At 63.0% G+C, this 12,919-nt stretch carries 14 protein-coding genes; 4 read left to right on the forward strand and 10 right to left on the reverse strand.

Annotation, left to right across the window (positions count from 1 at the left end; all coding sequences use genetic code 11):
• The first annotated feature begins 100 nt into the window (after positions 1–100).
• The 4 genes from J2W94_RS01275 (at position 101) to J2W94_RS01290 (ending at position 5,245) form a co-directional block, all read left to right on the forward strand.
• A complete protein-coding gene (locus tag J2W94_RS01275) occupies positions 101–586 on the forward strand; it encodes an SET domain-containing protein (protein ID WP_310089800.1) in 486 nt (161 codons plus the stop codon).
• 82 nt (positions 587–668) lie between these two features.
• Positions 669–1,457: a 3-hydroxybutyrate dehydrogenase gene (locus tag J2W94_RS01280; RefSeq protein WP_310089801.1), complete on the forward strand. Its 789-nt coding sequence runs from the start codon at positions 669–671 to the stop codon at positions 1,455–1,457.
• A gap of 281 nt (positions 1,458–1,738) precedes the next feature.
• On the forward strand, positions 1,739–2,884 hold the full coding sequence (locus J2W94_RS01285; protein WP_310089802.1) for a patatin-like phospholipase family protein: 1,146 nt from the start codon (positions 1,739–1,741) through the stop codon (positions 2,882–2,884).
• A gap of 135 nt (positions 2,885–3,019) precedes the next feature.
• Positions 3,020–5,245, forward strand: coding sequence for a DUF5916 domain-containing protein (locus J2W94_RS01290; RefSeq protein WP_310089803.1), 2,226 nt, complete (start codon positions 3,020–3,022; stop codon positions 5,243–5,245).
• Positions 5,246–5,356: 111 nt separating this feature from the next.
• On the opposite strand, the gene J2W94_RS01295 is transcribed toward J2W94_RS01290, so the two are convergent.
• From J2W94_RS01295 to fusA, 10 genes are all read right to left on the reverse strand, one after another.
• Positions 5,357–5,911 (reverse strand): hypothetical protein, encoded by a 555-nt coding sequence (locus J2W94_RS01295; protein WP_310089804.1) that lies wholly within the window; start codon positions 5,909–5,911, stop codon positions 5,357–5,359.
• Positions 5,898–6,494: a DUF1439 domain-containing protein gene (locus tag J2W94_RS01300; RefSeq protein WP_310089805.1), complete on the reverse strand. Its 597-nt coding sequence runs from the start codon at positions 6,492–6,494 to the stop codon at positions 5,898–5,900. The genes J2W94_RS01295 and J2W94_RS01300 overlap by 14 nt, the downstream gene beginning before the upstream one ends.
• A 128-nt stretch (positions 6,495–6,622) precedes the next feature.
• A complete protein-coding gene (locus tag J2W94_RS01305; protein WP_310089806.1) occupies positions 6,623–6,907 on the reverse strand; it encodes a helix-hairpin-helix domain-containing protein in 285 nt (94 codons plus the stop codon).
• A gap of 28 nt (positions 6,908–6,935) precedes the next feature.
• Positions 6,936–7,508: a DUF2846 domain-containing protein gene (locus tag J2W94_RS01310; protein WP_310089807.1), complete on the reverse strand. Its 573-nt coding sequence runs from the start codon at positions 7,506–7,508 to the stop codon at positions 6,936–6,938.
• Positions 7,509–7,566: 58 nt separating this feature from the next.
• A complete protein-coding gene (locus J2W94_RS01315) occupies positions 7,567–7,872 on the reverse strand; it encodes a DUF3861 domain-containing protein (RefSeq protein ID WP_310089808.1) in 306 nt (101 codons plus the stop codon).
• Positions 7,873–7,979: 107 nt separating this feature from the next.
• On the reverse strand, positions 7,980–8,552 hold the full coding sequence (locus J2W94_RS01320; RefSeq protein WP_310089810.1) for a M23 family metallopeptidase: 573 nt from the start codon (positions 8,550–8,552) through the stop codon (positions 7,980–7,982).
• 10 nt (positions 8,553–8,562) lie between these two features.
• On the reverse strand, positions 8,563–9,219 hold the full coding sequence (locus J2W94_RS01325) for a tellurite resistance TerB family protein (RefSeq protein WP_310089811.1): 657 nt from the start codon (positions 9,217–9,219) through the stop codon (positions 8,563–8,565).
• 281 nt (positions 9,220–9,500) lie between these two features.
• Positions 9,501–9,890 carry an HU family DNA-binding protein gene (locus J2W94_RS01330; RefSeq protein ID WP_310089812.1) on the reverse strand — a complete coding sequence of 130 codons (390 nt, stop codon included), beginning with the start codon at positions 9,888–9,890 and terminating at the stop codon, positions 9,501–9,503.
• A 257-nt stretch (positions 9,891–10,147) separates the two neighbouring features.
• Positions 10,148–10,717, reverse strand: a complete 570-nt coding sequence (locus J2W94_RS01335) for a pilin (protein ID WP_310089813.1) — start codon at positions 10,715–10,717, stop codon at positions 10,148–10,150.
• A 49-nt stretch (positions 10,718–10,766) separates the two neighbouring features.
• The gene (gene fusA, locus J2W94_RS01340) at positions 10,767–12,812 is read right to left on the reverse strand and encodes an elongation factor G (protein WP_310089814.1); all 2,046 of its coding nucleotides are present in this window, start codon (positions 12,810–12,812) and stop codon (positions 10,767–10,769) included.
• Between the last annotated feature and the right edge of the window lie 107 nt (positions 12,813–12,919).

Below are 12,919 nucleotides of genomic sequence, written 5' to 3' on the forward strand. Positions count from 1 at the left end.
ACGCAGCCCTTGCCGCGGACAGGACACTCGCCTTCGCCGCACGCATGGCGATCAAGCGCCGCGCAGGCGACAATGGGGGCAACCCACGTTGGAACTACCCATGCCCCGCAAGATCGAAGCCCGCCAGTCCGACATCCATGGCAACGGCGTTTTCGCCATCGCCGACATAAAGAAGGGCGAGCAAGTCGTCGAATACAAAGGCAAGCGCCGCACCCACGCCGAAGTGGACAAGGACGACGCCGGCGACGTCGAATCAGGCCATACGTTTCTGTTCACGCTCAACGATGAATACGTCATCGACGCCAATTACAAAGGCAACAAGGCGCGTTGGATCAACCACAGCTGCGACCCCAACTGCGAGGCGGTGATCGACGAACACGAAGGCAAGAACCGCAAGAAGGACCGCGTACTGATCGAGGCGATCCGCAACATCAAGCCCGGCGAGGAGCTGACCTACAACTACGGCATCACCCTGGACGAGCCGCACACCGCGCGCCTGAAGAAGGTCTGGGAATGCAAGTGCGGGTCGAAGAAGTGCACGGGAACGATGCTGCAGCCCAAGCGCAAGGCCAAAGCCGACAAGTAAACGCATCGGACGCAAGTACGATGTTGTAACGCGCGGATTGCGACACTATGGCGGTCACCCCACACCTCCAGGAGTCAACACCATGGGTTCCCCACTCGAAGGCAAGGTCGCCGTCGTCACCGGCGCGGCCAGCGGCATAGGCAAGGAAATCGCGCATACCCTGGCCAGGGCCGGGGCGAAGATCGCCATCGCCGATCTCAATCTGGCCGGTGCGCAGGCCGTCGCCGACGAGATCATCCTGGCCGGCGGCACGGCGATGGGCGTGGCGATGGACGTCACCGACGAGGCCGCGGTCAACGCGGGCATCGCCCACGCCGTGGAACAGCTCGGCCCGGTCGACATCCTCATCTCCAACGCCGGCATCCAGATCATCAATGCGATCGAGGACTACGCCTATTCCGACTGGAAGAAGATGCTGGCCATCCACCTGGACGGCGCCTTCCTGACCACCAAGGCGGTCCTGCCGCACATGTACAAGCAAGATCGCGGCGGCGTGGTGATCTACATGGGCTCGGTGCATTCGCACGAAGCCTCGCCGCTGAAGTCGGCCTACGTCACCGCCAAGCACGGACTGCTTGGCCTGGCGCGCGTGCTGGCGAAGGAAGGCGGCAAGCATGGCGTGCGCGCCAACGTGGTCTGCCCGGGCTTCGTGCGTACGCCGCTGGTGGAGAAGCAGATTCCCGAGCAAGCCAAGACCCTGGGCATCAGCGAGGCCGACGTGGTCAAGAAGGTGATGCTGGGCCAGACCGTCGACGGCATCTTCACTACGGTGGAGGACGTGGCGCAGACGGTGAAGTTCCTGTGCGAATTCCCCAGCAATGCGTTGACCGGTCAAAGCGTGGTGGTCAGCCACGGCTGGTACATGCAGTGAGCCGAGAAGTCTCTGCTTTGTTCGGGCAATAAAACTTTATGAATCTCCGTTCGTGGTGAGCCTGTCTAACCGCGCTTTTCGAGCGAATAATCAGTTGTCGTGAACTGAAGGGTCTCGCCAGGAGCGTGGTTCGACAAGCTCACCACGAACGGCATATTCGACAGGCTCACCATGAACGGGATATTGGGAGTACAGGCATGGCGACTCGACGGGCAAAGACTGCAGCTGGACAGGTAGCCGGGAAGCCAAAAAAAGCGAACATCAAGCCTGCGCCACGCCGCATGGCGGCGTCGAAGCGGGGCACACCGGAGAACGTCGCTCTGGTCCTGCAAGGCGGCGGTGCGCTGGGTGCCTATCAAGTGGGCGTTTACCAGGGCCTGCATGAAGCGGGCATCGTGCCGAACTGGATCGCCGGCATTTCCATAGGTGCGTTCAATACCGCCTTGATCGCCGGCAATCCGCCGGAACGGCGCATGGAGGCGTTGCGCGAATTCTGGGAAACCATTTCCCAGCCTTATCTGCTGCCGGCAACGACGCTGGGGCAGGAAGCGCGTTTCGCCGAGATCGATGAAGATTCGCGCGCTTGGCTGGACGCCTGGGAAGCCTGGCGCGCGATGGTCGAGGGCCAGCGTGGCTTCTACCAGCCGCGCAGCTGGTTCGGCGAAGATCCGTTCACCGCGCCCGGTCCGACCCACGCCAGCTGGTACACCACCCAGCCCATGGTCGAGACGCTGGAACGCATGGTCGATTTCGACCGGCTCAACGACGGCGGCATCCGGGTTTCCGTCGGTGCGGTAGATGTGGCCAGCGGCAACTTGGAATATTTCGACAACGCGCATATGCGCCTGGACGCGCGCCACATCCTGGCCTCGGGCGCATTGCCGCCCGCCTTTCCTGCGGTCGAGATCGACGGACGTTATTTCTGGGATGGCGGGCTGGTCTCCAACACCCCACTGTCGCAGGTGTTCGATTCCGAGCCGCGCCAGGATTCGCTGATTTTCCAGGTCGATCTTTGGAACGCGCAGGGCGAGTTGCCGCAGAACCTGCTGGACGTGGCCGAGCGCGAAAAGGAAATCCAGTATTCCAGCCGCACCCGCACCATCACCGACATGCAGCGCCTCGGCCAGCATTACCGCCGGTTGTTGCGCGAACTGCTCGAGGAAATTCCCGCCGAGGTGCGCAAGAAGAATCCATGGTGCCAGCGCGCCGAACAGTTGGCCTGCAATCGCCGCTACAGTCTCATCCACCTCATTTATCGGGACCGCGCGCGCTTCGGGCATTTCAAGGATTACCAGTTCGGCCGTGTGGCCATGCGCGAGCACTGGCAATCCGGACTCGCCGATATCGGCCGGGCGCTGGCGCATCCCGAATGGCTGGAGCTGCCGAAAGGCGAGAACGCCTTCGTTACCCACGACGCCACGGCCTGATCCTTCGCCGCCCGATCCTTTGCGGTATGGCCTTCCTGCGTGATGCAGGAAAGGACGAAAAGGTTGCAATGACTAACGGGAGGGGCGGGGCCGTTGGCCGCTCCTCTACCCTATGCGCATCGACAGGAGGAATCGATGCGCAAACTATTGGGGGTATGGCTGTTGGCATGCGCAATGCCGGCCATGGCGGTCGAGATCGACGGAAAGATCGACCCGCAGGAGTGGGCCGGAGCCCAGCATGTCGACGATTTCCGCATGACCCAGCCGCTGACCCGCATGCCGGGGTCGCAGCCGACCGAGGCCTGGATCCTGGCCACGCCCGAAGGACTGGCGATCGGCTTCCGCAATACCCAGCCGGCCGGCGTTCCGCGCACCCGTCAGCGCGTGCAACGCGATTTCGACGAGCAGGTGGATCGGGTCAACCTGATGGTGGATTTCGACGGCGACGGCCGCACCGGCTACAACTTCACCGTGTCCTCGACCGACGGCATCGCCGATGCGGTGATCAGCAACGAGAACAATTTCAACGACGACTGGGACGGCAATTGGCGGCACGCGGTCGGCGAAGACGCCGACGGCTGGTCGGTGGAGATGCTGATCCCTTGGTATATCGCGCCGATGCGCAAGGCCAGCGGCGACAAGCGCACGCTGAAAATCTATCTGGATCGCGTCATCGGCTCCACCGGCGAACGCTCGGCCTGGCCCGCCGCCAGCTTCGAGCGCCCGCGTTTCATGTCCGACTTCACCGCAGTGGAGATGACGCATTACAACCAGTCGCTGCTTACCGTCACGCCCTACGTTTCCGGGCTGTACGACAACGTGCGCGGAGACAGCGACTTCGACGGCGGCGCCGATATCTTCTGGAAGCCGAACGGCCAGTTCCAGATGACGGCGACGATCAATCCCGATTTCGGCCAGGTGGAAAGCGACGATCTGGTGGTCAACTTCGGCGCCACCGAAACCTTCATTAGCGACAAGCGGCCGTTCTTCACCGAGAACCAGGGTCTGTTCGAATACACCACGCCGTCCGACTTCAGCCAACTGCTCTACACGCGTCGCGTCGGCGGCCCCGCCGACGATGGCAAGGGCTCGGGCGACATCACCGCAGCGGTTAAGGTCAATGGCAGCCTGGGCGCCACTAAGTACGGCGTGTTCGTCGCCGATGAAGCGGAGGAAGTCGGCCGCTCGTTCGGCGCCCTGCGTCTGGTGCGCGATTTCGGCAGCCAGAATCTGGGCATGATGCTGACCCAGGTGGATCGGCCGTATCTGGACCGCGAGGCCACCGTGCTGGGCGTGGACCACAACTGGCGGCCGAATCAGCGCTGGAACGTGCAAACCCGCGTGTTCGGCAGCCAGATCGAGCAATCCGGCGAAACCACGCGCGACCTGGGCGCCACGCTTTGGGCCGACTACGAAATGGACCGCGGTTGGCGCCAGCAATGGATCGCCATGCATTTCGGCAACGACCTGCAGATCAACGACGCCGGCTATCTGTCGCGCAACAGCACCAATTATCTGCACTGGGAAGTGCGCAAGCGCTTCGCCGACCAGCCCGAACAGTCGCGTTATTCGTCCAAGGAATGGCGCTGGCGGGCCAGCAGCAGCCATAACGACCATGGCGAAAAGCTCAACAACCAGTTCCGCGTCAGCCGCGAAGGCCGGTTGCGCGACGGCAGCTACGAATACGCCCAGATCAATGTCAACAGCGCCGGCGTCGACGATCTGGTCACCCGTGGGCATGGTTCGGTGAAGCGCCCCAGCAATTTCAACGCCTACTTCGAATACGAGCGGCCGCGCAAAGGCCGGTGGGGACACCAACTGGAGACGGAGTTGTACTCCGGTGGGCTGGCCGGCAATTCCAAAATCGGCTACAGCATTCAATACGAACCCACCTACTTCGTCAGCGACGCTTTCAGCCTGACCGCAGGGGTCTACGCGGACCACACCCCCGACTGGCTGGTGTGGAATCGCGACAGCAATCTGCTGGGCAGTTACGACGGGCGAGAGGTCCATCTCAATGCCGGGCTCGACTGGACCATCGGCAGCAAGCAGGAACTGCGGGTCAAACTGCAGGCGATCGCGCTGGACGCGAAGATGCGCCAGACCTACGCCGTGGATGGCGGCGGGAACGCGGTCGTCAGTCCCGACAAAGTGGACGATTTCAGCGTTAAGAATCTGGGCTTCCAGATCCGCTACCGGTACGAACTGGCGCCGCTTTCCTATCTCTATGTCGTATACGGACGAGGCGGGTATCGCCAGGAAGCGAATTCGGAAGATACGGGCCAGTTGCTGAGCGACAGTTTCGATCTGCGCGACGACGAACAGTTGTTGGTGAAACTGTCCTACCGATTCGAGCTCTGAAGTTATTGAGACTTGCGTAATTGCGTGACAACTAGAGAGTAGGGCGGGCACTGCCCGCCATGGGAAAATCAAGGGCGGCGGGCAGTGCCCGCCCTACTCAAACGTTGTCACCTACTTTATGCGTTGCATCTCCGCCGAAGCCAGATGCCAGCGCCGTTGTTCCCGGGTCGCGCCATCGGCCATCACGGCGCGCAGGGTGAAGCGCCCGTCGTAACGGCGTTCGCTGCCGTCGCGCTGCAACGCATTGAGTTGCACAGGCACCTGTAGGTAGCGCGAGCCGGCGGCACCTTCCTCGTCCGTCGGATCGCCTACCACGGCATGCACCGACCGGGTATTGGCGTAGCCGCCGCTGAAATGTTCGAAGGTCTGTCCGCTGGCCGCGCCGTTGTCGCTCCATAGCGCATAGGCCTTCGCGTAATTGCCAGCATCGATGGCGGTGTAGTAGTCGACGACCACTTGCCGGGCCGCGGCTGGCGTGGCCTGGTCGCTGGCTTCCGCTGCCATCGGTGGCGCCGCATCCGCCGCAGGTGCAAGGGAGGGCGGAGCAACGACGGCCGTCTCCGGTCGCGCAGGCGTCGGCACCGGAGCCGCGTCGTCCGTCCGCGTGCAGGCAACCGCGCATGCGGACAGCGCCAGCGCTAGGAAAAGCGCATCAGTTCGGCGCATCGCTCAAATCCGGCATGCCCACGGGTTGGTTGAAGCGCACCACGATGTGTCCGTTCTCGATGCGGGCCGATTCCACCTTCACGCCGCCCAGATTCGCGACCAGGGCGGGATCCAGCTTATAGAGCGGCTCCTTCCTGGCGTAATCGGTCAGCCATAAGTTGAGCAGCATGCGGGTCTGTTCGTCCACGCGCTGGCCGGACGAAGCGGGCTGCACGTCGTCGACGGTGGGTTGATCCAGGTACAGCGCATTGTCCCGCGGATCGTAGCGCAGGCCGCTGCTCATCTGGATGCGCCCCACCGGCGTCTCGCTGCCGCCGGCCTGTGCGGCGCTGGCGGAGAAGGCCATCAGCAAGCGTTCTCCCGATGCAGGAATGGTCAGTTTGGGATCGCGCGCGGTCAGGGTGAACAGGCCGCCCAGCGCTTCGTATTCGTATGGAAAGGCAGTGTCCAGATATTGCTGAACCCGAGGCGCGTCGACGCTGAGTTCGTTGCTGTCCGTTTCGGCCGCGATGGCGGCGAAAGGACTGGCGAGCAGCAACGCCAAGCAGGCGCTCTTGAATCGGTTGCCGAGGGGGAAGCTCATTTTTTCTGTCCAGGGTGACGACCGACAGGCCGTTTTCGATATCGGCGACGCGGGGGATGCGCCGTAGGAAACCATCTGTGCGTGGGCACCATAACCCGGCACGGTGAATGCAGCTTCAATCGGCGGGTTCAGAGGTCGGGATATTGCCGTTTGCGTTCCGCGGTGTAGTGCCACCAGGGATAAGGCGGCTCGCCCTCCATGAAGCGCACCGCACTGATGAAGGTGTCCAGCACGCAAGGGTCGTGGCGCGTAGCGGTGATCTTGCACAGGCGCCGGTACAGCGCGAAAGGGTCGGCGCCGTTCAACTGCGCGGGGCGGGTGATGCCCAGCGCCTTGAAATCCTCGACCATCGCCGGGCCGATGTTGGGTATGTGCTGCAGCTTGACGGCTTCGGAAGCGGTTGATGCTTTCATCGGTGCATACCTCCGTATCCCGCAGCGATCAGTTTGCGCCCAGCAGTAGCTTGCAGGAATAAATCGCCTGTTGCGCCTGGGGAATATTGGCGATGCGCTGGTAACGATAGCTTCCCTTGACCATCCCCATCACGATTTCCTGTTCCACGTAGGCGATTTCTCCCTCGCCGACAGTCACTTCGAGAGGTTCCGGGCACTTCTTGTCGCCGCTGAGGCTGTGCGTGCCCGGCTCCACTTCCAGCCGATAGAAACGGAGTCCGCGGGTCTGGCCCACCGATTTTCCATCCAGCACCACGTTCAGGCCGACCAGCAATCCCACCAGTTGTTTGCGATACACGTAGATGACGCCCTTGCCCGGCGACGGGGCGAACCGCAGCGCGGCCTGCTTCTGCGCTTGGCTGGCGACATGGGTCGACTTGTTCTTGAACGCCAGCAGCCAGACCACATAGGCCAGGAACGCCAGCAAGATCACCGCGCATCCGATCATCAGCCAGCGTTCGCCTCCCGAGCCGCGCGCCATGAAGATCGCGACGAAGCCGCCCACGGCGCCGATCAGCGACAGGGCGAGGTATTTGGGTATCGAGGCGCGCCCCAGGTTCATAGCGGTTCCTTTGCCGATGTGGTTGACGGCAAGGATATCGGACGCGATGCGGCCCGGGCTAGGCGACGGTATTTGGCTGCTTCAGGCCTTTGATGAACTCGCCCATGTGCGGCCGCAGCGGCGCGAACACATCGTTGGCGTCCTTGCGATGCTCCAACATGAGGCCGCTCAGAAGCTTGGTGCCCACGATCAGGGCAGCGCGCTCGTCGCCGCTGAAGCCGCGCTGCTGCTGCGCTTCCAGGATGCGCATCCAGTCGTCGTGGCAGCTGTGTTCGAATTCGATGGTGCAGCGGCCCAAGCATTGCAGGCCGTCGCTTTCGACGGGAGTGACGGTGATGCGGTAACGGTGGGCGTTGTTGGCCATGGCACGGACTTCGGTAGCGCGGGAATGCCTTTACAAGATAGGTGTGCGATGGCGGCGCAACGAGTCCCCGAACCGCGATGGACTGTTCCACAGGATTGACCTGCGGTTTAGCGAGGGTAAGCCTTCAGCAGGGGCAGCGGGTCGTAGGCGCCGTCATTTCCGTATACGCCGTAATGCAGGTGCGGCGGCGTGCCGCGTGCGTTGCCGGTGGTGCCTACCGTACCCACGGGGTCGCCAGGAGCGACCAAGTCGCCGGTTTCCAAGGCTTCCTGCCAATCGTCGAGGTGTGCGTAGTAATGCCGTTCGCCTCCGGGGCCGAATACCCAGACCTGTTTGCCGCCCAGTCCTCCTTCCCGCACCGACACCATGATACCCCGCGTCGCGCTGAGCACCGGAGTGCCGCGTGGAGCGAAGATATCCACGCCGGCATGGCTGCGGTCGCGTCCGCGCGGCGCACCGAAGGTGTCGGCGATGCGTGAGGCGCGCACGCCCTGGACGGGCGGCGCCAGCGCGGTCGACGGAGGCATCCGCGACAGTTCCCACAGCGCGCGCGGTTTGGCCATGAAGGGTTGCTGCCACGACCAGATCGCGGTCCAGACCGCGAGCAGGATAAAAACGCTCCATGCGAGCAGTCGCTTGGCCGCACGTGCGGAATGGCGGGTCGCTCGCGATGCAGCCATGGCGGCGGTTTCAGGCCTGCCTGATCTGCTGTTCCAGTCTCAGCTTCAAGGCATCGTCCAATTTCAGCTGACGCGCCAGCTCATCCAGGTAGGCGCGTTCCATGAAGTTCTGTTCGTCGGCGGCCATCAGGCTGGCTAGGTACATTTCGGATGCGATTTCCGGAGTGCTGGCGGCGCGCGCGACTTCGGCCGGGTCCAGCGGCTTCTCAAGTTCCGCGTGCAGCCATTGCTGCAATTCCGCATCCTGGCTGACGCGGGTGAACTCGCCCTCGATCACCTGGCGCTCGCGCGCATCGATATGGCCATCGGCCTTGGCGGCGGCCACCAGCGCTTTGAGGATCGCTTGGCTATGCAGTTCGACCTGCGGCGGCGGCAAACGGTCGACCGTCTGCGGTTCGGTCGAGGCGTCGCCTTGTTGCTGCTTGTAATCGCCATACGCCTTGTAGGCCATCACACCGATCGCCGCCAGTCCGCCATACGTGGCCAGCTTGCGCGTGGTCTTGTTCTTGCCCAGCAGCAGGCCGAGCGCGCCGCCGGCTAGAGCGCCTTTGCCGAAATCGGCATTGAGCATGCCGCCCAGGCCGCCCTGCGTGGGCGCCGCATTGGTTGCGTTGCCGCCGCCTTGCGCGGATTTGAGCAGGTGGTCTAGAAAACCCTGGATCTTCATTCTTTGCGGTTCCTGAGTAGGGGTTGATCCTTATAACTGCGGCCGCATTCGCAGATCGTCAAGCATGACCAACGACATGGGTTGTCGATAGGAGTTCGAATCCGTAGATCGGCTTCTGCCTCAAATATGAGGCAGGCGCTACCTAGCCGGCGCGCTGTAGTCCTTGATCGTGCGAGAAGCCGTCGGGGGCATAGCCCTGACCTACAGCGGGATTTTCGTGCGCCAGAAACGACTCGGGACGGCAATGCCGTCCCGAGTGGGTACTGCCTGGAGCGCTGCGATCAGGCAGCGGCGTCCTTCAGCTTCTTCAGCGGACGAACCTTGACCTTCACCGAAGCAGGCTTGGCGGCGAACCACTGCTCTTCCTTGGTGAACGGGTTGATGCCCTTGCGCTTGGCCTTGGCCGGCACGTTGACGGCGGTGATCTTCAGCAGGCCGGGCAGGGTGAAAGAACCTGCGCCCTTCTTGCTGACCGAACCGGCGACCGCGTGTTCCAGCGAGGCCAGGATGGCGCGTACGTCCTTCGCAGCGACGCCAGCGGCTTCGGCGAGGTGTGCGACGAGACCGGACTTGCTCAGAGCTTCCTTGATGGGCTTGGGTGCTGCCGGCTTAGCGGCGGCTTTCTTCGGGGCGGCCTTCTTGGGCGCAGCTTTTTTCTTGCTCGTTGCCATAAATGTCCTGTTTTACAGTCAATAGGTGGGTAATCGGGCCGACCACGTCGGCATGCGCAATGTAGGGCAATTACTCGGCTACGCCAATACCAAAAACAGGAAAAACACCCTTTTTCATGTATTTTTTTGCGATGAACTGATAACCGGCCGGATTCGGCGGCGAGTTTTGTGTGAGAGACGGCAACTATGCGGTTGCAGCATTGAGGGACTTCGGCAATGAAATCGAACCCGATCGACGGGTCCGCCAGGATTCCGGCTCAGCCCTGAGCGCAGTCGGGCAGATAGCGCTTCAAGTCCGGATCGCCGGAAGTCCTGCATTGCCAACGCACCTGATAAGTGTCGGGGTCGGCCTGGGGGACTAGCTGAAACTGTGCGTCTTCGGCGAAGCTGCCATCGAAGGTGACGGTGATAGTGCCGCCTTGGCCGACCGCGATGTCGCGTATGGCGCCGCCCGCCTTGGGGTTGTTCTGCGGCAAACCCGCGTCGGATGCCTTGGCGGGCCACTGGCCGTTGCTCATGAAGGATTCGGTCAGTGCTACCTTATACATCTGGGTCTGCGCGACCGCTTCGGCCAGCTTGCGGCGCTTGTTCTGGTCCGCGGCCTGGGCCTCGAACGCCTGCTGGGCGCTATCGACGCTACGCTTGACCGAAGCGTCGACGCCATCGGCGATCTTTTTCGCCTGCTCCGCCGCCGCCCCGGAAAGATCGACAGTGGCCGCCTCGGTGCGTCTGGCTTCGCGTGGCTGGACGACGAAACGGTCGTAGAGCAGCAAGGCGAGCACGACGCCGAGCAAGGAGCCCAGCAGGGACAACGCGAGCGGCTTCATGGTGCGTTCCCGGATTCGACAACGCGTACGGTAGCAAGGATCCGGCGCGTCAGTCTTCTTCGTGTTTGGGCTTGTAGGCCTCCACCAGCCGCTGCTGCACGTTGGTGGGCACCGGCTCGTAGTGGCTGAAATCCAGGCTGTAGCGGCCCTTGCCGGCGGTCACCGATTTCAGTTCCGCCGCATAGCCCTCCAACTCGGACAACGGCACTTGCGCCTTCACCACGATCTCCCCGCGTGCCGCATCGGTGCCGTTGATGCGCGCTCGCTTGGAGGACAGGCCGCCGGTGATGTCGCCCACTTGCGCTTCCGGCGCGCTGACTTCCAGGTCGACGATGGGTTCCAGCACCTGGGGACGTGCTTTTCCTATCGCATCGAGGAAAGCTTTCTTGCCGGCCGCGACGAAGGCGATCTCCTTGCTGTCCACCGCGTGGTACTTGCCGTCGTACACCGTCACCCGCACATCCTGCACGGGATAGCCCGCCAGCGCGCCGCCTTGCAGCACCTGACGCACGCCTTTTTCCACCGCCGGAAGGAACTGGCCGGGAATCGTGCCGCCCTTCACCGCGTCGACGAACTCGAAGCCGCCGCCGCGCGGCAGCGGTTCTATGCGTAGGAACACTTCGCCGAACTGTCCCGCGCCGCCGGTCTGCTTCTTGTGCCGGTGATGGCCTTCCGCCGCCGTACCGATGGTTTCGCGGTAGGCGATGCGCGGCGGTCGCGAAGCGACTTCCACGCCATGCCGTTCCTTCAACCGGTCCAGGTTGACGCGCAAATGCAGATCGGACAGACCGCGGATCACGGTTTCGTTGGTTTCCGATTCGTGCTCGACGCGGAAGCAGGGGTCCTCCTCCGCCAGCCGATGCAGCGCGGTGGACAGCTTCTGCTCCTGGCCCTTGCGCGTCGCTTCGATGGCCAAGCCGAACATCGGCTTGGGGAAGGCGAGCGGAGCGAGGCGGATTTCGTCTTCGTCGTGGCTGTCGTGCAACACGGCGTCGAAATGCAGGTCTTCGATCTTGGCGACCGCGGCGATGTCGCCGGGGATGGCTTCATCGATCTCCACATGGTCCTTGCCCTTGATCTTGTACAGGTGCGCGACCTTGAAAGGCTTGCGGCCGTCGTCGACGAACAACTGCGTGTCCTTGCGGACCGTGCCCTGGTACACGCGGAAGATGCCGAGTTTGCCCACGAAAGGATCATTGACGATCTTGAAGACATCGGCGATGACATGCGCATCGGGATCGGGTTTGGCCTCGATCGGCGCGGCATTGTCGCCGCTGCCCTTGACGAAGGGCGGCGGGTTGGCTTCGCCGGGGTGCGGAAACAGCTTCTCGGCGATGTCCAACAGTTCCCTGACGCCGGCGCCGCTGCGCGCCGAAACGAAGCACACCGGCACCAGGTGGCCTTCGCGCAGGCACTGCTCGAAAGCGTCATGCAGTTCTTCGCCCTGCAGTCCCGATTCGCCCTGGTCGAGATAGCGGTCCATCACCGTTTCGTTCACTTCGACCACCTGGTCGATGATCTTCTGGTGCCAGGCCGCGACCGGACCCAGGTTGCTGTCGCCGGTGGGCTTCCAGAAACAATCGACCACGGACTTGCCGCCCTCGGCCGGGAGATTGAGGGGCAGTACCTCCGCACCGAAGGTCTCTCGCAGGTTGTCGAGCAACACGCCGAGTTTGGCGCCCGGGTGATCGATCTTGTTGACGAGGATCACGCGGCACAAGTTGCGCGTCTTGGCGTGTTCCATCATGCGGCGGGTGCCGTAGCCGATGCCGGTGTCGGCATCCACCACGATCGCCACGGTCTCCACCGCGGCCAATGCCGACAGGGTAGGGCCGCGGAAATCCGGATAGCCCGGAGTATCGATCAGGTTGACGTGGATGCCACCGTGATCGGTGCTGGCGATAGCATTATCCATGGAATGGCCACGGTCTTTTTCCATCGGGTCGTGATCGGACACGGTGGTGCCGCGTTCAATCGTGCCTGCCGTCTGCAGGGCGCCGCCGGCATGCAGCAGGGCTTCGAACAAGGTTGTTTTGCCGGCGCCAGGGTGGCCTGCCAAGGCCACATTGCGGATTTGCGCTGTCGAATAAGGCATGAGGCCGTTCCTCCCAAAGGTTTTTGGAATAGAGGGCCGTCATGGCGGTCCGGGCTGAGCGTCCTGGACGAGTGACGAGCGTGACGCCGGCGGGCGGTCATGGCGGG

The sequence above is a fragment of the Pseudoxanthomonas sacheonensis genome (assembly GCF_031455975.1).
GTDB classification, from domain to species: Bacteria; Pseudomonadota; Gammaproteobacteria; order Xanthomonadales; family Xanthomonadaceae; genus Pseudoxanthomonas_A; species Pseudoxanthomonas_A sacheonensis_A.